General features: G+C 68.2%; 19 protein-coding genes, 2 tRNA genes and 1 riboswitch. Of the genes, 12 read left to right on the top strand and 9 right to left on the bottom strand.

Annotated elements, in window-relative coordinates:
* Positions 1 to 253: 253 nt before the first annotated feature.
* A tRNA-Lys gene (locus NBG84_RS21925) sits at positions 254 to 326 on the top strand.
* A 343-nt stretch (positions 327 to 669) separates the two neighbouring features.
* Here the strand turns inward: NBG84_RS21925 and NBG84_RS21920 are convergent.
* The 5 genes from NBG84_RS21920 to NBG84_RS21900 all read right to left on the bottom strand — a co-directional run bounded on the left by NBG84_RS21920 (position 670) and on the right by NBG84_RS21900 (position 4,175).
* The gene (locus NBG84_RS21920; RefSeq protein ID WP_250921267.1) at positions 670 to 1,257 is read right to left on the bottom strand and encodes a class IV adenylate cyclase; all 588 of its coding nucleotides are present in this window, start codon (positions 1,255 to 1,257) and stop codon (positions 670 to 672) included.
* A 16-nt stretch (positions 1,258 to 1,273) separates the two neighbouring features.
* On the bottom strand, positions 1,274 to 1,921 hold the full coding sequence (locus NBG84_RS21915; protein ID WP_250921266.1) for a class I SAM-dependent methyltransferase: 648 nt from the start codon (positions 1,919 to 1,921) through the stop codon (positions 1,274 to 1,276).
* On the bottom strand, positions 1,839 to 2,480 hold the full coding sequence (locus tag NBG84_RS21910; RefSeq protein WP_250921265.1) for a P-loop nucleotide/nucleoside kinase family protein: 642 nt from the start codon (positions 2,478 to 2,480) through the stop codon (positions 1,839 to 1,841). The genes NBG84_RS21915 and NBG84_RS21910 overlap by 83 nt, the downstream gene beginning before the upstream one ends.
* Positions 2,473 to 3,375: a radical SAM protein gene (locus tag NBG84_RS21905; protein WP_250921264.1), complete on the bottom strand. Its 903-nt coding sequence runs from the start codon at positions 3,373 to 3,375 to the stop codon at positions 2,473 to 2,475. The genes NBG84_RS21910 and NBG84_RS21905 overlap by 8 nt, the downstream gene beginning before the upstream one ends.
* Positions 3,376 to 3,440: 65 nt before the next feature.
* On the bottom strand, positions 3,441 to 4,175 hold the full coding sequence (locus NBG84_RS21900; RefSeq protein WP_250921263.1) for an HAD family hydrolase: 735 nt from the start codon (positions 4,173 to 4,175) through the stop codon (positions 3,441 to 3,443).
* 97 nt (positions 4,176 to 4,272) lie between these two features.
* On the opposite strand from NBG84_RS21900, the gene NBG84_RS21895 reads away from it, so the two are divergent.
* On the top strand, positions 4,273 to 5,046 hold the full coding sequence (locus NBG84_RS21895) for a helix-turn-helix domain-containing protein (protein WP_250921300.1): 774 nt from the start codon (positions 4,273 to 4,275) through the stop codon (positions 5,044 to 5,046).
* On the top strand, positions 5,033 to 5,500 hold the full coding sequence (locus NBG84_RS21890) for an NUDIX hydrolase (protein WP_250921262.1): 468 nt from the start codon (positions 5,033 to 5,035) through the stop codon (positions 5,498 to 5,500). Before NBG84_RS21895 ends, NBG84_RS21890 begins: the two co-directional genes overlap by 14 nt.
* Here NBG84_RS21890 and NBG84_RS21885 read toward each other — a convergent pair.
* A complete protein-coding gene (locus NBG84_RS21885; protein WP_250921299.1) occupies positions 5,488 to 6,039 on the bottom strand; it encodes an HD domain-containing protein in 552 nt (183 codons plus the stop codon). The genes NBG84_RS21890 and NBG84_RS21885 overlap by 13 nt on opposite strands.
* 159 nt (positions 6,040 to 6,198) lie before the next feature.
* Here NBG84_RS21885 and NBG84_RS21880 point away from each other — a divergent pair, with 159 nt between their 5' ends.
* Positions 6,199 to 6,678, top strand: a complete 480-nt coding sequence (locus NBG84_RS21880) for a hypothetical protein (protein ID WP_250921261.1) — start codon at positions 6,199 to 6,201, stop codon at positions 6,676 to 6,678.
* A gap of 184 nt (positions 6,679 to 6,862) precedes the next feature.
* On the opposite strand, the gene NBG84_RS21875 is transcribed toward NBG84_RS21880, so the two are convergent.
* Both NBG84_RS21875 and uppS read right to left on the bottom strand, forming a co-directional pair.
* Positions 6,863 to 10,399, bottom strand: coding sequence for an outer membrane protein assembly factor BamB family protein (locus tag NBG84_RS21875; protein WP_250921260.1), 3,537 nt, complete (start codon positions 10,397 to 10,399; stop codon positions 6,863 to 6,865).
* 398 nt (positions 10,400 to 10,797) lie between these two features.
* Positions 10,798 to 11,589: a polyprenyl diphosphate synthase gene (gene uppS / locus NBG84_RS21870; protein ID WP_250921259.1), complete on the bottom strand. Its 792-nt coding sequence runs from the start codon at positions 11,587 to 11,589 to the stop codon at positions 10,798 to 10,800.
* Positions 11,590 to 11,815: 226 nt separating this feature from the next.
* Here uppS and NBG84_RS21865 point away from each other — a divergent pair, with 226 nt between their 5' ends.
* Positions 11,816 to 12,883, top strand: coding sequence for a methyltransferase domain-containing protein (locus tag NBG84_RS21865; protein WP_250921258.1), 1,068 nt, complete (start codon positions 11,816 to 11,818; stop codon positions 12,881 to 12,883).
* A 351-nt stretch (positions 12,884 to 13,234) separates the two neighbouring features.
* On the opposite strand, the gene NBG84_RS21860 is transcribed toward NBG84_RS21865, so the two are convergent.
* A complete protein-coding gene (locus tag NBG84_RS21860) occupies positions 13,235 to 13,897 on the bottom strand; it encodes an HNH endonuclease family protein (protein ID WP_250921257.1) in 663 nt (220 codons plus the stop codon).
* Between the two features lie 259 nt (positions 13,898 to 14,156).
* Between NBG84_RS21860 and NBG84_RS21855 the strand changes: the two genes are divergently transcribed.
* From NBG84_RS21855 to NBG84_RS21825, 7 genes are all read left to right on the top strand, one after another.
* Positions 14,157 to 14,399 (top strand): hypothetical protein, encoded by a 243-nt coding sequence (locus NBG84_RS21855; protein ID WP_250921256.1) that lies wholly within the window; start codon positions 14,157 to 14,159, stop codon positions 14,397 to 14,399.
* 292 nt (positions 14,400 to 14,691) lie between these two features.
* Positions 14,692 to 15,108 carry a YciI family protein gene (locus NBG84_RS21850; protein ID WP_250921255.1) on the top strand — a complete coding sequence of 139 codons (417 nt, stop codon included), beginning with the start codon at positions 14,692 to 14,694 and terminating at the stop codon, positions 15,106 to 15,108.
* Positions 15,109 to 15,121: 13 nt separating this feature from the next.
* The gene (locus tag NBG84_RS21845; protein ID WP_250921254.1) at positions 15,122 to 16,354 is read left to right on the top strand and encodes an RNA polymerase sigma factor; all 1,233 of its coding nucleotides are present in this window, start codon (positions 15,122 to 15,124) and stop codon (positions 16,352 to 16,354) included.
* A gap of 102 nt (positions 16,355 to 16,456) precedes the next feature.
* Positions 16,457 to 17,206 (top strand): MerR family transcriptional regulator, encoded by a 750-nt coding sequence (locus tag NBG84_RS21840; RefSeq protein ID WP_250921253.1) that lies wholly within the window; start codon positions 16,457 to 16,459, stop codon positions 17,204 to 17,206.
* A 371-nt stretch (positions 17,207 to 17,577) separates the two neighbouring features.
* Positions 17,578 to 17,651, top strand: a tRNA-Met gene (locus tag NBG84_RS21835).
* A gap of 218 nt (positions 17,652 to 17,869) precedes the next feature.
* Positions 17,870 to 18,988, top strand: coding sequence for a PP2C family protein-serine/threonine phosphatase (locus NBG84_RS21830; protein WP_250921252.1), 1,119 nt, complete (start codon positions 17,870 to 17,872; stop codon positions 18,986 to 18,988).
* Between the two features lie 386 nt (positions 18,989 to 19,374).
* A riboswitch (cyclic di-AMP (ydaO/yuaA leader) is annotated at positions 19,375 to 19,531 on the top strand.
* Between the two features lie 11 nt (positions 19,532 to 19,542).
* The gene (locus tag NBG84_RS21825; protein WP_250921251.1) at positions 19,543 to 20,577 is read left to right on the top strand and encodes a M23 family metallopeptidase; all 1,035 of its coding nucleotides are present in this window, start codon (positions 19,543 to 19,545) and stop codon (positions 20,575 to 20,577) included.
* Positions 20,578 to 20,667 lie beyond the last annotated feature (90 nt).

Raw genomic sequence — 20,667 nt, 5'->3', positions numbered from 1 at the left:
ACTGACTCAGCAACAGGGCCCGTACTCCTTCTGGGGTACGGGCCCTGGCTGTGTGCAAAACTTGAGCTGCTTGAGCGTTCTGGGAGACCTCGAAGCGGGCTCCTGAGGCAGCACTTCAAGAGTGGGGCATCTCACAGCTAGCGCTCGTGAAGCGCCTCAGACCGGTGACGTCGGCGGACTTCACCACACCGGTGATCGGATACCCGATCGGCGCACAGGTCTGATCGGGCTATGCTCAGGGATGACTCGCCGAGGGCCGTTAGCTCAATTGGCAGAGCAGCGGACTTTTAATCCGTTGGTTGTGGGTTCGAGTCCCACACGGCCTACCTGGTGCGAGGAGGGGAAACCCCCTCTGAGCTGCTACTTGGCGCCTCGGTCGGTTTCCGCCGGTCGGGGCGCTTCGTCTTTCCCCGCCTCTTGCGTGAGCGAACGGCAGGACAGCGGGCGCTAGTGGCGGGGTTCTGCAGGGGCTGTCGGCTGTGAGGACGGGCCGATCCATGGAACACAGGCCCATCGCTGGCCGCAGTAGAGCCTGCAGAAGCCGTCGGTCCACCTGTTGCCGTCGTGAGCGTCAGCGGCAGCGGACAGACCGCCGCACTGAACATCAGCGACGCCAGGACACCCCGAGGCGGCACGGCCAGTTCTGCAAGCACCGCTCGGCCTTCAAGATCACTCGCTAGGGACGGCTACCAGGGCCGAATCCTGCTTTTCGGCGTCGGCGAAGAGAAGTGTGGGCTCGGCCAGGATGTCCCTGCCGGACTCGCTCTTGTAGATTTCGTCGACGCTACCGAAACGTGCTTCGGAATAGTCGAGGTCGAGCAGGGCGGCTGCCTGGCGGACCGACGCCTCGTCGGGTCCCTCGATCTCGACGAAGGTATGGAGGTCCGGCCAAGTGTCGAAGTCGAAGGCGATTTCGCCGAGGTGCCATTCCTCGCGGTAGTTCTCCTGGTACCGGACCTCCCGCATCCCGAGATTGAGCAGGATCTCGGCCATCGCGTGCAGGTCCGTCACCTCGGTCTCGATCTCGGTGGTGCCGTTGATCGTGGTGGCGTCGGTGACCTGCTTGAGTGTGAGCGTCGATCGGGTGCCCTCGTCCCGCAGCCGCACCCAGGCACCCCCTTCGAGCACGTCGTTCTCGAAGATCTTGCGGGTCAGGAGGGTGCGAGGAAATGCTTGCGTGGCGCCCAGGGCGGTCAACTTGCTCTGGAGGTCCGCAGTGTCGATGGCGAGGAACTTGGCCTCGTACTCGTGCTTCATGGGTTCGTCCTTCGCGCTAGGAGGGGGCGCGGGCCGCGAGGAGCAGGCCCATCCGATGAGTGTGGTCCTGGAGTTGGCCGATGTGGGCTCGCTCGGCGAACTCGTTCGTGCGCAGGGTCAGCAGGACGTTCCAGTCGGCGATGAAGTGACGCCTGAGCTTCTCGGGTGACGTGTAGTGCTCGATCAGGTACTGGCGCTGGGTGACGGGCATCATGAACTCCGCGCCGTACAGGCCGCTCTGGCCGACGGAGGACTGCATGCGGGTGATGAAGTCAGCGAGCGGGCGATCACGGTTGGCACTGTAATGCCAGGAGCAGCTCGTCCAGATGGCATCGCAGGGCGTGCCTGGAGGCTCCCATTGGAGGAAGTCCTGCTCCACGATCTGCACGCGGTCGTGGAGCGATTCGAGCTTGAGGCGGTCGACTAGGCCCATCGCGTGGGCCCTGTTCTCACCCGGGAGGATGACCTCGCCCCCATGCAGGGCGAGAGGGTCGTGCTCTACCGCGATCACCTGGTAGCCGGCGGCGGCCAGAGGCAGGACGAACTTGCCGTCGCTCGCACCCACGACCGTGACGGTGGCGTCAGGAGCGGCACGCTCCTTCAGCGCGGCGAGGAACTGGGGGAAGAACGTGAGGGTGTGCTCCCACAAGCTCCGCGTTCGCACGGTGGTGGGCTCCTTGCGTGTCGATGGCGAGGATCCTCTGGAGGACCTCGGCGGGGTCCAGACGCGTGGTGTCCACGTGGTGCGTCGGGAACTGGGCATAGGCGTCGGCGACGCCATCTGCGACCTCTTCTGCTAGGGCATCCCAGCGGGAGACCGGCTTGATACGCCCAACGAGCCGACGTTCGCGCTCGCCCTTGCCGCAGGTCAGTTGGTACGTCACTGGCCGAGGCAGGTTGGGCGGGAGCCTGACGCCGAGACTGGACCCGAGAGCCTGGTGGTTGGCCAGGCAACGGGCGAAGTAGCTCTCCACGACGACCGGGGTGCCCTCGGCCAGGAGGCGCTGGATCTCATCGGTCACGGTGAACAGCGCGGACAGGTAGAAGCACATCCGGGCCTCGGTGTTTCCACGCCGGTCCACCTCACGGCGCAGAGGCTGGTAGAAGAGAGGCACAGTCGGGACCAGGATGGCGCGGCGGGCCGTTGCCAGCATCGGGGCGATGGTTGACTTTCCGGTGCCGCGGAGCCCTTCGAGGCACTCGAACAGCGGACTGTCAGACACGGGCGTACACCACGTCCGGTACCGCGAGCGTGAGCTCGTCGGTGGGGGACGGCCGGTGGACGATGTGGTTGGCGAGCTTGTCGTACCAGAAGGCGTGCGAGTCCTTGCCGACCGCCTTGCAGGACATGGTGAGCGCGCCGCGCGGGTCGGCCTCGATCCGCTCGATCTCCGTGGGGCGTCGGTCGGGAACGCAGGCGTCCGGGGCCCCGTGCTCGGACAGGTCCTCGTCGACGATCACATCGATCGCAAGGTCGGCCGCGGTCAGTCGGCCTCGAAGGCGGGTGTAGGCCGCGGGGTCGGTGATCAGGAGCTCGGGGTGATCGGCTGCGTTGCCGACCGGTCGGAGGCAGTGAAGTTTCAGCTGCTCCACGCCATGGCCCTGAAGTACGCGTGCGAGGGGCAGCACCTCTTCGATGTTGCGTGAGGTGACCGTCATGGTGGCTCCGGCGCAGACTCCGAGTCGCTGGGCGGTTTCGAGGGCGCTCAGCGCACTGCGGTAGCTTCCGAACTCGCGGATGTGGTCATTGGTCGAGCCGATGCCCTCCAGCGATACCCGGAGCAGGTCCAGGTCGGGGGCGATCTCGGTCAGCCGGCGCTCGATCCGGTAGCCGTTGGTGCAGATCTCGACCCGCATGCCCAGGTCTCTCTTGGCGTACTGGACGACCTGGGTGAGGTTCCGGTACACGAATGGTTCGCCGCCCAGCAGGGTGACAGCCTCGGTGCCGTACTCGTCGTGCACGAGGGTGATGAGGTTGATCGCCTCGTCCGCGGTGAAGGCGTCGGCGTGCTGGAGCCGCTTGCCGTGGAAGCAGTGCAGGCACTCGAAGTTGCAGCGGTACAGCAGTTGCAGGTACAGCATCCGGATCCTGCGGATCCCGGTGACTTCCCTGATCACGAAGGTCTCCTTCGGGCGTTTGCCTGGTGGGAGACCTGATACTGGCGGGATAGGCACGGACCCCGTCACCGCGTATCGGGACGCTCCGAGGACGTCCTGGGACGTTTTCGGGGCTCGGCGAGAGTCTCCAGAATCCCGAGCACACGAGGGGTGTTCATCAGATCGGGTAGAACCGTCTGAGCACCGGCAGCGGCGAGTTCCTCGGCGCTGTGGACGCCTGAGGCGACCGCGATGCTCTCGGAGCCCGTGGCGATCGCGGCCTCAACGTCCCTGGGCGTATCGCCGACGAGCACGACGGGCACGTCGTGGCGCGCGCCTCGGAGCCTTTGGGCGCGCACACGGGCGACAGCGACCAGGTCCGGCCGTTGGAGAGCGTCGGCCCCGTAGGCGCCAACTTGCAGATCAAGCAGGGAGTCAAGGCCGAAGGCCGAGACCTTCACTCGGGCGTTGGCCGCGATGTTGCCGGTGAGCACCGAAGACACCCAAGCAGTGCGTACGGAGACTTCCCTCAGGATTTCACGTACACCGGGCAGGGCTGTGCCGCGTCGGCTGAGCTCGGAGAGACGCGCCTCCCCTGCGGCGGTAAGAGCCTTCTCGACGGCGGTCCAGCCGGGCTCGGTCACACCGTTTCGGGAGAACATGTCACGCATGATCAGGCGGTCCGTACGGCCTTCCGTCCGCGCCGGTCCCCGGGGCTCCCTGCCCGACAGCGCCGTGAAGGCCGCTGCGTAGATCTCCTTGCTCACCCCGGCATTCTCGATCAGCGTGTGGTCGATGTCCCACAGGACGATGAGCTCCATCCACCCAGCGTAAGCACCGTGGTCGTACCTTCGACCTTCCGTAGAACGTCCCGTAACGTCCTTGCCGGTCCCAGCCCCTTCAGCTTGTATGGCGCCTGTGAACGAGCGGCTGCACTCCGTACTCGCCCAGCGCGGCATCCCACCCGAATCACTCGCCGAGATCTGCGAGGTAGACCCCAAAACCGTTAGCCGATGGCTCGGGGGCCGTGTACCCCACGCTCGCCACCGCTTCCGCGTAGCCCGGCACCTGCGGGTGGAGGAGCTGTTCCTTTGGCCAGCGCCGGTGCGAAGTGCCCAACAGCAAGCCGCCGGGGCAGAGCGAGAGCTGGTCACGACCTACCAGAACCGGGCGAGCGTCCCACGGGACACATGGCTTTCGCTGCTCAAAGGTGCACAGGAGCAGATCGGTGTCCTCGTCTTCTCCGGCACCTTCTTCGCTCAATCCAACCCCCACGTCGCCAAGATGCTCGCCGAGCGGGCAGCGGACGGGGTACGAGTTCGGCTCTGCTTCGGTGACTCGAACGGTCAGGCAGTGGCAATCCGGGGCCGCGAAGAGGGTATTGGCGACACCCTTGCCGCCAAGATCCGCGCCTCCCTCACCTACTACCGGCCCTTACTGTCCGAGGTGGGCTGCGAGGTGAGACTGCACGACACCACGCTCTACACCTCCATGTTCCGCTACGACAACAACCTCCTGATCAATCCTCACGTCTGGGGCCAGCCGGCCAGTGCCAACCCCCTCCTGTACCTACGGAGAGCTGACACCGCAGGTTGGTTCGACAACTACGCTCAGAGTTTTGAAGTTGTCTGGGCCACCGCGCGGCCCTGGACACAAGACCAGGAGGGGCCCTCGTCACATGGGCAGGACTGAGTACTACAACGACCCCAAGGCCCCCAAGGCGAACACGCTCATCCCCGCCAACAACCTGCTCGTCGTCGACGACAACGGCGCCATACTGCTCCAGCGCCGCCGGGACACCGGCCAATGGGCTCTGCCGGGCGGGGCGCAGGACATCGGTGAGACGGCGGCCCAGTGCGCCGTGCGGGAATGCGTGGAAGAGACCGGAATCATCGCCGAGGTCACGGGTTTCCTGGGGGTCTACACCAACCCGAACCACATCGTGGCCTACACGGACGGCGAGATCCGCCAGCAGTACGAGAACACGTACATCGGCCGCCCCGTGGGCGGCGAACCCACCATCAACGACGAAGCCGACGGCGTCCGCTACGTCCAGCCATGCGACCTGGACCAGTACGACATCCACCCCAGCATGCGCCAGCAGATCGGCGACTACCTCGCCGGCACCTACCCCTACCTCGGCTGAGCCGCCAACGCGGCCTCTATCCGTCCCACCGCCGCGAGGATGTCCGGCGACGCTCGACGGATGAACCGCCCCACCACGCTGCCGGAGCCGTAGCGGGCGGTGATTTCCGTCAGCCGGGCGTCAACCGAAGTGACCGAGCCATCGGGCGTGGTCGTCATGTCGCAGTACACAAGGGCGTCGACGAGGCGCTGGTCGTCAAGCAGCGGAAACTCCGCTTCGAGCACGGACCGCAATCCGCGTTCCTCCGCTTCGACCAACGCGAACGAGTGGTGGGCCACCAACCGAACCAGTCGCTCATCCGCTGCATGGATGTCACGAAGGAACCGCGCTCCATCCAGCGGATGGAAGCCGGTCGTCGCCAACCGCGGTGCGTAGCCCACATCGTGCAAGATGGCGGCGGAGGCCAGTAGCTCCGCTTCGTCCCCCACGGCCCAAGCCGCTTCCCGCGCGCGCTGACCGACCCCTTCCGAGTGCGCCCAACGCAGGGGAAGCGGCTCAGCCAATTCCGCCATGGCCAGCCCCCACGCCCACTCCGCCATCTTTCCGCTCACGGCCGGTACGTGCCCAAGGTCAGCCCAGCGCACGCGCATAGATCCGGGGCCCGTCCGCCAGTGGCCCCGAGTGGCGTCGCAGAGGGGCACAAGCCCTTCGCCCGACGTTCCAGCCCCGCCCGACGCCCCATGAGGGAAAGTGTGCGGATGCATGCGCACAGAGGCCGCGGGGCTGTCGGCGTTACCGCCCTTGTCAGTGTTGTCGCGGGGGTGCTGGTCGGATGTGGAGGGGAGGCGGAGGGGATGAGGGCGGTGGGGGAGTCCCCGGGGTGTGTGGGGGTGCCGGTGGAGGCCGGGGGGTGTTACGACGACCATCTACAGGAGAAGTGGCCGGCCAAGGGCGACATCGACATCGTCTTTGGGATTCTCAGTGAGCGGCGGGTAGGCGAGCCGGTCGATTTGGAGATCACGGTCACCAATCGCACCGACTCGGTCTGTCGGTACGGCTTTGAGGTGGAGAGCAACCAGTTCCTTGACCCCGATCAGCGGAAGTTCGAGGTCACCGTCGTGGGGGAGCTGGAACCCGGTGCCAGTAAGGAGCGCGTTGAGCGCACGCCGGCCATCGGTGAATCGAGCCCGCTGTTCTCCGTCGAGTATGTGGATCGACGCTGTCGGCCCGTGGGATGAGCGCCACCCCGCGACTGTCGGAAGTCCCCACCCCGCACCCGCGCCAGTGGTACGCACCTACCGGGGGCGGGGAGACCGGCCGCGTACCTGCCGTCTCGTACAGGCCGAAGCCCCCGCACCGCTTCACCAGCGTCACGGGGGCCTTGGAGGTCAGCAGGGCCGTAGGTCCCTCAAGGGAGGGTTTCTAGCGGCGGGCTGCCAGGGCGTGGACCGTGCCGTCGTCCGTCAGGGCGAAGAGGTGGTTGCCGCTGATGGAGAGGGCCGATGCGACCCCCGCACCCAGGTTGTGGGAGGCGAGCTGCTTGCCGGTGGTCCGGTTGAGGACCAGCAGGCGGCCGTCCCAGGTGCCCACGTAGACATGTGACTTGGTCACCAGCGGATGCATCGTGGGGGAGCCGTCGCCCACCGCGCAGCCCATGGCCTTGCGCCACTTGTCATCCAGCGGGCTCTCGCCCGGCAGATAGCCGGCCTTGGTTGCCCAGAGCGGCTTGGCGGGGTCGGCGGCGGCCGTGTCGTACGCGCGGATGACGCCGTCACGTCCGGCGACATAGGTCACCGTGCCCCAGGCCGCGGGCGAGGTGAGCGGGGCCCTGCCCGGTTCGCAGACGCTGCCGCCGCCGAGCTTGGACTCCCAGGTCACAGCGCCGATCTTCGGGTCGTGGCCGCGGGTCCCGTAGGCGGTGTGGGTGATCAGCTGGGCCGGGCCGACCGCGGGGTCGGTGAGGGTGGGTGAGGAGTGGCTGTCGATGTCGCCCGCGGTGTCCTGCACCCATATCTGCTTGCAGGTGGCGAGATCCATGGCGAGGACGGTGTTGCTCGACGACGAGTGGAGGTAGGCCGTGTTGGAGCCGGACTGGCGGATCGCGGTGCTGTGGGTCTGGCCCCAGGAAGCCGCCGCGCCGAACCCGCCGGGGAGGAGTTCGCCGGTACGGGAGTCACGGCAGCGGATGGTGTTCCAGTCCTGGTAGACGGCGACCGAGCGCTTCTCGGCCGGCTTCTTGCCGGCAGTGGTCAGGGCGAAGACGCTGACCGGTCCGCCCGCGCGGCCGTAGCGGCGTACGGTGTCGCCGGCCTGCTGCTCGCGGTCGATGGACTCCCAGGCGATCCGCCCGGTGCGGGCGTCCAGGGCGTAGACCCGACCGACACCGGTGGTCAGATACACCTTTCCGCCGTGCAGGGTCGGCGCGGACTCGGCGTCGCCGTCCAGATAGGTCCGCCACAGCTCGCGCCCGGACTCGATGTCGTAGGCGAGCATCATGCTGTACGGGGAGTCGAAGGCGCGCGAGGCGACGATGAGCCTGCCGTCGTCGACGAGGGACCCGTTGAGGTTGAACTGTTCGCCGGTGTGCCGGGCCCACTTCAGGTCCAGTTGCGCGCCCGGGGTGTCGCCGCTGGCCGAGCGCCCGGCCTCGTCGCCGCCCTGGCGCAGCCAGTCCTGTCCGGTGCGCGGCTCGGCGAGTTCGGCGTCGCGTACGACTCGGAAGTTGCTCTTGTGCCGCGGGAACTCCTCGCCCCGGGTGTCCAGGGTGGTCACTTCCGCGGTGTAGGTGCCGGGGCGCAGGCCCTTGAGTTCGCCGCTGGCCCGGGTCCACGCGCCGCGGGCTTCGGGGCAGGGTTCGGGCTTGCCGCCGGGCGCGGTGTAGCAGTTCTCGCGTCCGGTGCCCGCCGCGCCGTTGCCGAAGCGGACCGTCTCGCGCTTGACGACCTCGCGCCGCCAGTCGCGCACGGTCACCGTGGCCTTGGCCGGGGTACGGCCGTCGTCCTCCGCGTACACCTCCACGGGTACCCGGGCCTTTACCCCGTGCACACTGTTCTTCGCCGGGCTGACGAGCGCCGAGTCATCGTCGATCTCGAACTGGCGGTGAATGCCGCTGATGTGGCCGGTGTCCTCATTGCGACGGGTGCGGGGGTCGTCGGTGATGCCGCTGAAGTCGAGGACCTTGTAGTCGGGGCGGGCGCCGTCGATGCCGTACGAGCCCTGGTTGTTGACCTCGACGGACCGTTTGAAGGCGCCGCGGCGGAACTCCGACTGCTGGTTGTGTCCCGCGGCCATCATGCGCACGTCGTACTTGGCCAGTTCGTCGAGGGTGGGCTGCATTCCCGCGCCCGCACCCCACTGGGTGAAGAACGAGCGGTGGGCGAAGACGAGCACCTGCTTGCCCATGGCGTTGCGGGCCAGATCGCGCCGGAGCCATTCCAGCTGGGGCTTGAGGCCGCTGGCGTCGTAGTTGTTTTCGAGGACGACGATATGGCGGCCGTTGCGGTCGAAGCTGTACCACTCGGGGCCGAGGTTCTGCCGCCAGTACTCGATGCTCCCCGCGTACCCCTTGGAGGTGGCGGTGCCGCCGAAGTCGTGGTTGCCGATCACGGGGTAGAAGGGGCGGCCGAGCTCGCCCTTCTTCAGGCCCTCGCGGAAGAGGTCGTAGCCGCCCTGGCGGCGGGGTTCGGCCGCGTAGTCGGTGACGGTCAGGTCGCCGGTGGCGATCTGCATCGTCGCCCCGTCGACCTCGGCCATGGCCTCCACCTGGCCGGTCCACTGCGGCAGGACCCGGCGGGCCTCGTCGTCGGTGCGGTTGCCGACCTCGGTGTCGGAGTTCATCACCCACTTCTCGGTGGGGTTCTTGGCGTTGCGGTCGGGGACCAGCGCGAAGTCGACGCCGCTGGCGCCCTTCTCCGGGACCTTCCGGAAGAACTCGGGGATGTAGTCGTCCCGCAGGACGGGGGTGTAGCCGTCCGGCGAGACGATCTGGACCAGGTCCGTTTCCCGGCGTTGGGGATCGATGGCGAGGGAGTACGAGCCATCGGTACGGGTGGTCGCCCAGACGGCCCCATCGGTCACATCGACGCCTGGCACGGGCCGTTCGCGCCGGTCGCGCTTGCCGTTGCCGTTGGCGTCCTTGAAGACCGTGCCCCGGACGGTGACCGTGTCAGGGGGCGTCGGTGACGCTGATGAGGTGGGGGCGCTGTCCGCCGCGACCGCGGTCCCCGGGACCAGGAAGGTGAGGGCCAGGGCGCTGGTGATCGCCAGCCGTAGCCGCCTCATCGCTCGCGGGGCGCTCCGCTCTTCCGGTTGCCTCTCCAATGCCTCTGCCCGCCGTGCCGCTGCTCCCCCGGCAAACGGCACTGTGTCCGCTGTTCGGTGGTGCAGGTGGTGCGGGTGGTGCAGGCGGCTCAGGGGGCGTGCCAGCGCGGGGAGCTTCCACGCGGCGAGCAGCAGGGCCGCGCCGGCCGCGGTGATCAGTGCGACCGTCGCCCAGGGGACCGAGGAGGCCCAGGGGAAGGTCGGCGGGGCGTGGGCACCCTCGGCGTCGACCAGGGGGAGGGCCCCGGAGGCCTCGACCGTGGTGCCGTCGAACTCGACGATGACCTGGGTGAGCCCTGCCTCGGCCAGCAGCGGAGCGAGGTCGAGTTGATCCACGGCGCAGCTCCAGCGCAGTTCGACCACCACACCGTCGATGACACCGCCCCGGTCGCCGGCCGTGCCGGTACCGGTGGCCGGGCAGTCCGCGGAGAGCAGGCCCGCGGCCCAGGTACCCGCTCGCGCGGGGGCGATGACCTCGTGGTGGACGACGAGTCGGCCGGTGGAGGCCTGGTCCGTGGTGGTGACGATCAACTCGGCCTGGTCGGGAGCGACATGGGCGGCCGCGGGCTGGGCCCCTATGCCCAGCGCAAGGAACAGCAGGCCGAGACAGAAGCCGGCTGCCGTGCTCATACGTTTCATAGCAACGGACGCTAGGCATCGATCGCTTGATTCCAGCCAAGATCGAGATGATCTTCATGGCGGCGTACCGAAGAGTTCAATCTGGATACCCGGATGTCACCTTGGGGGTGTCGGTAGCCCTGATCAGCCAGTACGGCCGTGGCGAGGGGATCTGAGACCTACCGGGGCGAGACAGGGTCGGCCGCTCCGGAGCGCCTCGGCCACGACGGAGTGGCCGACGAGAACACGCCATGCCGGTGTATGGATCGACCGGCTCACCGCATCCCCGCCGGGGGACTCAGACCGGGCGGTCGCCACCCGGGCCGACGAGAACACGCCATGCCGGTGTATGGATCGACCGGCTCACCGCACCCCCGCCAGGGGGACTCAGCCCGGGCGGTCGCCACCCGGCCCCCGCCCTACCCGCCGTAGCGCCGCTGCCGGACGCTGAAGCTCCGTAGCGCGCGGAGGAAGTCGATCTCACGGAAGGCAGGCCAGTACGCCTCGCAGAAGGAGAGCTCGGCGTGAGCGCTCTGCCACAGCAGGAAGTTGGACAGCCGCTGCTCACCGCTGGTGCGGATGACCAGATCGGGGTCGGGCTGCCCCGCTGTGTACAGGTGCCGGCCGATGTCGTCCACGGTCAGCCGTTCGGCGAGCTCCCTGAGGTCCGCCCCGCCAGCCGCCTGCTCCAGGAGCAGATCGCGGATGGAGGCGATGAGTTCCTGGCGCCCGCCGTAGCCGATGGCCAGCGTCACCTCAGAGCCGCCCGCACGGTCCCGAGTCGATTCCACCGCCGACTTGAGGGCGTTGGCCGTGCTCGTCGGCAGCGCATCGAGCGTGCCCGCGATCCTCACCCGCCACGGGCTGCCGGGACGGGCGAGATGGACCGTCACCATCTCTTCGATCGTGCGCATCAGCAGGGCCACCTCGGTGTCATCGCGCCGAGCGAGATTCTCGGTGGAGCAGACGAAGACGGTCACATGGCCGATCCCGAGCGCCTCACACCAACCGAGCACCTCCCGGGCCCGTTCCGCACCGTAGCGGTGGCCCAGACCGGCCTCCGTCAGTCCCATGCGCCGAGCCCAGCGGCGGTTGCCGTCCATGATCAGGCCGATATGGCGGGGGAGCGGCCCGCCTGCTATCCGCTGCCGCAGCCGACGGGCATAGAGGGCATGACCGGTCCGCCGTACGAGCGAGAAGGCGCCATTCATGCGCGCATAGTATGTGCTGCGTACTACGTGGCGCGTAGCAAATAGGGGAAGAAGTCGGTCGGCCCCGGGACAGCCTTCGGGCAACGGCCTCGGGTCGGTCAGCTGAGCCCGCCGTGAGTAGGCCCCTTTCGGAAACGCGCCACTGGCTCGGACTCCCCAACCCGGACGGGACCGGGCTATGGATACGGGCACGGACCGGATACGGATGTGGGAGCTCAGGAGCTGTATGCGCACCAATGACGCCCAGATGCTGGTGCTCTGCACCCTCGCCGACGGGCCGCTGCACGGATACGCCATCAACACCGCGATCGAGAAGCTCTCCGGCCAGCGTCTGGGCGCCGGCAGTCTGTATGGGGCACTGGCCCGACTGGAAGCCAAGGGCCTGGTGGAGCACCTCGAAGGCCAGGGCCGTCGGCGGCCGGTACGCCTCACCCGGCAGGGGCGCGCCGTGCTGGAGCGGGAGGCCCAGTCCATGGCCAGGGTGACCGAACATGTCTTTGAGACGGCCGAACCCGACCGGATCGGCTATCTCGATCGACTGGCCGCGACCGATATCGTCCGTTCGTATCAGCAGGTGATGCTTCAGACGCTGGACACCCGGGCCGGGCTCTCCGTGCTCGATCTCGGCTGCGGGCCCGGCACCAACCTCGCCGCACTCGCCCGGGCGGTGGGTCCGACCGGCACCGTCACCGGCGTTGACATCAGTACGGAGATGGTGGAGCGGGCTCGCCAGCGTACGGCCGGACTGCCAGGGGTGGACGTACGGCTGGGGGATGTCCACGCGCTCCCGCTCCCGGACGGCAGCGCGGACCGGGCACGGGCTGACCGGACCCTCCAGCATGTGGAGGACCCGGCCCAGGCGTTGGCGGAGATCCATCGAGTGCTGCGGCCAGGCGGCAGAGTGGTGATGGGCGAGCCCGACTGGGACTCACTGGCCATCGACTTTCCCCGGCTGGAGATCTCCCGCGCCTACACCCGTCACATCACCGACAGGATCGTACGCAATGGTGTCATCGGCCGTGAACTGCCCCGGCTCGCCCTGGCCGCGGGATTCACCGTGGCCGATGTCATCCCGGTGACCTCGGTGTTCCGCGATGCGAGGGCCGCAGACGACGTGCTCGGGCTGCGCCGCAATACGGACCGTGCGGTGGCCGCGGGCTATCTCGCCGCCCAGGACGCCCAGGAGTGGCTTGCCCATCTCGCCCACGGCCCCTTTTTCGCGGCGGTGACGCTGTACGTGGTGGTGGCGGAGGTTGAGCGGGACGGGGCAACGGGAACCACCGGCGGTCTCTGAGCCAAGGCGATGGACTCCACAACGCACAGCGCCCCTTCCACCTCACTGGCACCAACTGTCGCACTGGCATCAGTTGTCTACCGAAAGCTCTGTTCATTCCGGAGCGGCGGTCCATACGGCAGCACTGTCCGTGCCCGGAGTGGTCGACGCCCGACGGCCAGTGGGTTCCCCCGCGCGGCGCGATGGGTCCCGCCGCGCCGCGATGGCCCTCATTTCCTTCCGCCACCGGCCCAGTGGACTCGGCCGATCCGCTCCAGGGCGCGGGCGGACCGGCCGAGAGTCCACTGCCGGTCCCTGGGGGCCGGCCGGGGGACGAGATGGTTCACGGGGTCATGAGTCTTCGAGGTGGTGTCAGGGGGCGGGCTCGTAGGTCACCGTGGTGTCGGTGCAGCCCGAAGCCACGAAGTACAGCCGGTCCTGCTCCGACTCATCGATGGCGAGGTTCCAGCGGAGCTTGGTCGCCGTCCACTCCGACACATACCGGCACAGCGCGTCGGCCGACGGCGGCAGCCACTCGGCCGGGTCCTGGTCCGACTTGGAACGGTTCGACCGGGCGGTGACCGCGACCAGCGACGCCTGCGCCCCCTGGTCATTGGCGTACGCCTCCCTGCGGGCCGCCGTCCACCCCGAAGCCCCGCTGTCCCACGCCTCGGCGAGCGGGACCATATGGTCGATATCGAGGCCCGAGGCGGAAGTGACCGTGGTGTCGTCGTAGTACGACCACCAGGAGCCGCCGGTCAACGCGCAGCGCGCACCGACCGCCGGCGCGGAGACGGCCTCCGCGATCAGTACTTCCGCCCGGGTGTTGCACCCATCGGTCGCGTTCAGACCGGAGTTCCAGTGCTTGAACGCATCACGGTCGTAGCCGGCCCGGCTCTCGGTTTCCACGGCGAGGCGGCTGACGGCGACGGCGATCGGTACGGTCTCGGCCGCATGCGCGGCCGGGGTGAAGAGGGCAAGGGGTACCAGGGCGAGTGCGGCAGCCGTGGTGGCGCGCAACAGGTTCTTGATCACTTCAACTGGGATACGGGCACTTCACCCTTGAGGGGGGTAGTGAACCGAACGACTGCGCCAGATGGGCGCGTGGGTTCACCCCGAAAGGACGTGGCCTTGGCGAGGGCGTTGCGAAGGAGTGAGACCGGTCCGTGGACACTCCCTTTGGAGGAACGTTTCCCCTGACGGTGGACTCCTCGGCACCCGGGCGGCCCGCTCCTTGCGGGTTGTCCCCGCCGCCGCCCCGTGACCCCTACTCCGCTCGGCCGTTGTCTCCGACATGACGAAGACTCAGCGCCTCCTCACCGCAGTCGCCCTCGCCGCCGGCGCCTCCGCCATGGCCGTCTCAGGTGCCTCCGCCGCGGGCCACACCGTTGATCAGGAGACTGCCTCCAAGACCACTTCCCTCAAGCAGCTCGACCAGTTGCAGGAGCTCAACCAGCTGAACCAGGTCATGGCGGTTCCCCAGCACCTCGCCCCCCTCCTTGAGCCGGTGGCCATGGTCGCCGGAGCGGTCCAGTAGCACGGCCCGGTCACCCGAGTGCGGCCCCTGGCGTAGAGCCCGTGCGATCCGACGCCTACGGTGCCCCGCTCTCCCGAACGGCCCAGCGGACTGCCCCTGAGCTGCTGCTGTGCCTGCCTCCGGGCCACTTGGCCACCGCCGATCGCCCACGTGGGCAGGGCGCGGGACACGGCCGGCGAAAAGTTTTCGCACTGATCCCGGCGAGTCTGTCGAGAACCCGTCATCGGCTCCGACGTCCCCTGTGAGAGCCGCCCGGCAAGGGCGATTCCTATCCCTGCAGAGGAGTGGCGTCATGAAGTATCTGGTGATGGTTCAGGGTGCTCAGGCCGACTACGACGGCATGGGCGGCAAGAGCTCCTCCCACAGCCCGGCCTGGAACGAGAAGGACCTCCAGGCGATGTTCGAGTACATGGGCGCGATCAGTAACGATCTCGCCGAGTCCGGTGAGCTGGTCGACTCCCAGGGCCTCACCGCACCCGCCCAGGCCCGACACGTCACCGTCGACGCTGAGGGACGTCCCGTCGTCACCGACGGTCCCTACAGCGAGACCAAGGAAGTCCTGGCCGGCTACTGGGTGGTGGACTGCGAGAGCCTGGAGCGGGTCACCGAGATCGCGGCCCGGGTCGCGCGCTGTCCCGAACCCGAGGGCGTCGCCGTCTACCCCGTCGTCATCCGCCCGCTCCAGGGCGCCGACGGAGGCGATGTGTGATAGCCACGGCCGGATGAGACGTTCGCAAGAGACCGAGGACCTGCTGCGCCACCACGCGCCGCAGGTCCTCGGTGCGCTGGTACGGCGGTACGGGCATTTCAGCCTCGCCGAGGACTCCGTTCAGGAGGCGCTCCTCGCCGCGGCCGAGCAGTGGCCGGTCAAGGGAGTCCCGGAGAATCCGCGGGGCTGGCTGATCAAGGTCGGCTCGCGCAGGCTGATGGACCTCCTACGGGCCGAGGAGGCCCGTCGCAGGCGTGAGGAGACCGCCGCGACCCTCGCCCCCCGCGACACCTTCACCGCTCCACCACCCGGTGAGGGCCGTGGCCCGGCCGAAGACGACACCCTCACCCTGCTCTTCCTCTGCTGCCACCCCGCGCTCGGCCCCGCCGCGCAGATCGCCCTCACCCTGCGCGCGGTCGGCGGTCTGACGACCGCGGAGATCGCCCGTGCGCATCTGGTCCCCGAGGCGACCATGGCCCAGCGCATCAGCCGGGCCAAGCAGAAGGTCAAGGGGGTGCCCTTTCAGCAGCCGAACCCCAAGGACCGTGATCAGCGGCTCTCCGTCGTCCTCCAGGTGCTCTATCTGATCTTCAATGAGGGCTATACGGCCACGTCCGGCAGCTCCCTGCACCGAGCCGAGCTCGCGGGGGAGGCGATCCGGCTGACCAGGGCGGTACGGAGACTGCTGCCGCAGAGCGCAGCGGTCACCGGACTGCTGGCACTGATGCTGCTGACCGAGGCCCGCAGCGCCGCCCGCACCGGAGCGCGGGGGGAGCTGATTCCGCTCGATGAGCAGAACCGGGCGCTCTGGGATCGGCCGACCATCGAAGAGGGCACGACCCTGGTGGAGGAGGCCCTGTCCCAGGGGCCGGCCGGGCCCTACCAGCTTCAGGCCGCCATCGCCGCACTCCATGACGAGGCGCCGACCGCCGACGACACCGACTGGCCGCAGATCCTCGCGCTCTACGACCTGCTCGTACGCCTGACCCCCGAGCCCATGGCCGAGTTGGGCCGGGCGGTCGCGGTCGCGATGGTGCACGGGCCCGAGGCCGGGCTGAAGGAGCTGGCGACGGTGGCGGACCGGCTGAGCGGGCACCATCGACTCGAATCCGTCCGGGCCCATCTGCTGGAGCGATCGGGAGACACCGAAGGAGCGCGGGCGGCCTATCTTCGAGCGGCGAGCCACACCCTCAGCGAGCCCGAGGTCCGCTATCTACGCACCAGAGCGTCCCGTCTCACGCCCTGATCGCCCTTCTCCCGGTGGCGGAACCCTCTGGACGTCGCACCCCGGGAAGCCAGGATGTCCGGGCTTGACCTTTACGTAACGTCAAGTTCTACCGTGGAAGTCATGGAGTGGTCGATCCAGGAGATAGCCCGTCGCGCCGGGACGACGAGCCGTACCCTGCGGCACTACGGCGATCTCGGCCTGCTTGAGCCCAGCCGGGTGGGGACGAACGGCTACCGCTACTACGGTCCCCAGGCACTGGTCCGGCTCCAGCGAATCCTGCTGCTGCGGGAGCTGGGGCTGGGGCTGTCCGCGATTGCCGAGGTGCTTGAGGGGCAGCGCGACACCACGGCAGCCCTGCGAACCCATCTGGGGCTGCTGGAGCGCGAACGCGAGCGCATCGAGCGACAGATCGCCTCGGTGCGGACCACCCTCCACAAGACCGAGAGAGGGGAACAACTCATGCCCGAGGAAGTGCTCGACGGCTTTGACCACACGCGGTACCAGCAGGAAGTGACCGAGCGCTGGGGTCGGGACGCGTACCGCAGGAGTGATCAGTGGTGGCGTTCGCTCAGCGAGGTGCGGCGGCGGGAGTTCCTCGCCGAGCAGACCGGCATCGCCAAGGACTTCGCCCAGGCGCTGAAAGAGGGGCTGGCCGCCGACAGCGATGTGACGCAGTCCATCGTCCGGCGACAGTACGAGTGGCTGTCGACGTTCGACGCTCCTTCGAAGTGCCACTTCATCGGCTTGGGCGAGATGTACGCGGCGGACGAACGCTTCACCGCCACCTACGACCAGCACGGCGCGGGGACCGCGGTCTTCATACGTGATGCGATGCGGGTCTACGGCGAGCGGCATCTCGCCGATGACTGACCTGGCCGGACGGAGCCGAACCCGCTGAGGATGAAGCCGTCCGGCGGGCCAGGAGTCCGATGGTGCCCTTCTTCGGTCCCGCCGTGCACCGGGGCCGGAGTAAGGCTCCGGAGCGATCGCCGAAGAGGCTGGGGAAGGCACGCCCGGTGGACCAAGCCCGCCGCCAGAGGGCCGCCACGAGCGGGATCCAACCGGAGCCCCGGGAAATCGGGTCGCGTCCGGGACCCTCGTACCGCCTCGCTGACCTGGCTGGCGAGCCTCTCGCAGAGGGAATTCGGGGCCTTCTACCGGGGTTATCCAGGGCGGCGGGAGTACCGCTGGGGAATATGGAGTGGATCTTGCTCCAAGTAGCGTAAGGTTGTGTTCAACGGCGCGGGGTGGAGCAGCTCGGTAGCTCGCTGGGCTCATAACCCAGAGGTCGCAGGTTCAAATCCTGTCCCCGCTACTAAAGACAATGGTCCGGCACTCAATTGAGTGCCGGACCATTGTCGTTCCTGTCCGCTGTTTTTCTTGTCTGCCCTGAATAGCGCTCTTTACGGGTTGGTCTCTGTTGGTTTAGCCCGGTTGGACGACGGTGGCTCGCCCCGCGGTCCGGTTGCGGCCAGCCTGGGGGAGCGCGGGAACCATGTCCGCGTCCGTGGGCGGACCGGGCAGGGAGCAGTCTTGGGGCAGCAGGAGGAGCACTTCGGATTCGGCGCCCGGCGCTTTGTCCGTACGTTGCCCGTGGTGATGATCCTCGGCGGGGTGATCTTCGATGCGATGACTCCGCCGATGTTCACGGCCGCACCGATGTTCGCCGCCGCCCCGCTGATCGCGGCCCCCTTCTTCTCCTGGCTCACCACCCTGCTGACCGGGATCGCGGCGACCATGGGGGTGATCGGTCTCCACCACTTCAAGGAGACCATGTTCGAGCCCGCCGCCTACACGGAGTTGATCACGGTGGTCACCGTCTCCGGGCTCGCGCTGCTGATCAACCAGGTCGTACAGCGTGGCAGCCAGCGGCTCGCCTCCGCCCGGGTCATCGCCGAGGCCGCTCAGCGGGCCGTGCTGCCCACCCCCGCCGAGCGGATCGGCGGGCTACGGGTCGCCGCCCGCTACGAGGCGGCGGTCGCGGACGCGTTCATCGGGGGCGACCTCTTCGCCGTACAGGACACCCCGCACGGCGTACGGCTGGTGGTGGGCGATGTCCGCGGCAAGGGGCTGGGGGCGGTGGAGACGGTGGCCGTGGCCATCGGCGCGTTCCGGGAGGCGGCCGAGCAGGAGAGCTCCCTGGAGGGGGTCACCCAGCGGCTGGAGCGCGCGCTCAACCGTGAAGGCAACCGGCGGGACAGCCTGGACTCCAGGGAGACCTTCACCACCGCCGTACTCGCTGAGATCCCGCGGGGGGCGGGAATCGTACGACTGGTCAACCGGGGCCACCCCGAGCCGCTGGTGCTCTACGCGAACGGCCGGCTTGAGGGGCTGGCGCCCACCGAGCCGGCGCTACCGCTGTCCATGGGCGACCTGGGCCTGTGGCCTGACCGGGCGGAGGAGTATCCGCTGCCACCGGGGGCCACCCTGCTGCTCTACACGGATGGGCTCTCCGAGGCCCGGGACTCGGCAGGTGGCTTCTACGACCCGGTGGGGCGGCTCACCGGGCGGCTGTTTCCGGGCCCGGAGGAGTTGCTGGACGCGCTGCTCGACGATGTGCGGCGGCATACGGGCGGGGGCACCGTCGATGACATGGCGCTGCTGGCGGTGGCACGGCCTTCGGAGGGGTGCCCGTCGCCGGGGCCTGGCTGACCCGTCCCCCGATGACGGACCTTCCCTGACCCGTCCAGGGCGCCCCGTCGGTCCGGGTTTCCGCTCCAGTGGCCTTGTCCCGGGATCTTTCGGCATGGCTCCGGAGTGTCCAGACCGTCGGTTCGTCATCCCCGCGATTCGGCCTTCCCTCCCCCTTCCCCACGCTCCGTAGTTGAAGGGCAGCGCTGCGCATAACATTTGACGAACTGTCAGAAGTTTGAGGAACCTCCTACCCCGTTCAAGTCGCCCGAATCCGGCTGCTTGTGTCCGGGTTGGTCCGTGGCAAAGAGATTAAAGAACACTCAGAACAGCTTGGAATAAAGTCCAGGTGTCTATTAACGTTCGATAACGCAGCGCGGTCGTCCCAGCCGTCGTCAGGACGGCACCGTGCTCATGCGCCGAATTCCGCAAGGAAACCGGGGAACCACTAATTGGGGTGAATCGGGCATCTTTTGCCGTGCAGTTCGCGGCCGATGGCGCTCGTAGGAGACCTTCCTGCTCCGAACCCGTCAGCTAACCCGGTAGGCGAGAAGGAAGGAAAGGAGCACGCCTCAGTGGCGTCCAACAGCCCTGCCCCGGAAGCACCGTTCAAAACCGGCGTCTTCAGCGAAGAGGGGGCGGCCCGCTCAACCGGCGAGTGGAACCCCACCGCGGAGACCATCCGCCCGCGTGGTCATCGCAAGCACCGGGTCATGAAGCAGCGGGGCGGATTCGCCCGTAGCTCCACGGTGCTCGGAGTCGGTGTGATCGCGGCCGTCGGCGCCGGTGGCATGGCCACCGCGCAGAACAAGCCCGCGGTCTCCATATCGCTTCCCGACGCGCTCTCGGAGAGCCTTCCCGATGTCCTGACCTCTGACGACGACACCGCCAAGGTCGATGAATCCGCCTCCTACGCGGCGATGGGTCTGGCGGGCCAGGAGGTCGGCACCGCACAGACCGGCGCCGGTGAGGCCCTGCGCTCCCGCATCCTTCAGCAGGCCGATCAGCAGCAGGCCGGTGCCATCGCGACGGCCAAGGCCGCGGCCGAGAAGGCCGCCGCTGACAAGGCGGCCGAGGACGCGAAGAAGGCAGCGGTCGAAGCCAAGGCCGCGGCCAAGCAGAAGGCCGACGAAGAGAAGAAGAAGAAGGAACGAGCCCGGCAAGAGGCCAAGAAGAAGGCGGAAGCCGAGCGCATCGCCAAGTTGGCGAAGAGCTTCTCCCTCCCCACCTCCTCGTACAACCTCACCTCCCGCTACGGCCAGTCGGGTTCCATGTGGTCCTCGGGCCAGCACACCGGCCTCGACTTCGCCGCCCCGTCCGGCACCCCCGTCAAGGCGGTGTCCAGCGGAACCATCAAGGCCGCCGGTTGGCACAACTCGTACGGCTACAACATCACCCTGAGGCTGAACGACGGTACCGAGGTCCTGTACGCGCATCTGTCGTCCATGGCCGCGAGCGTCGGCCAGAAGGTGGGCACGGGCCAGATGATCGGACGGGTCGGAGCGACCGGCAATGTGACCGGCGAGCATCTGCACCTTGAGGTCACCACCCCCGGTGGCTCGGTCATCGACCCGCTGTCCTGGCTGAGAAGCAAGGGCCTCACCGTCTGAGCCGCTGATCTGCCGGGCGCGTCGACGCATCCGTGTGCGTCGATCCGCCTGGGCACGGTCGGCCGTGCGGGCCGCCCGCCCCAGTCGGGC

Origin of the sequence: Streptomyces albipurpureus (assembly GCF_023701525.1) — a bacterium.
Taxonomy (GTDB): domain Bacteria; phylum Actinomycetota; class Actinomycetes; order Streptomycetales; family Streptomycetaceae; genus Streptomyces; species Streptomyces albipurpureus.
This window is presented reverse-complemented; position numbering and strand designations above follow the sequence as displayed.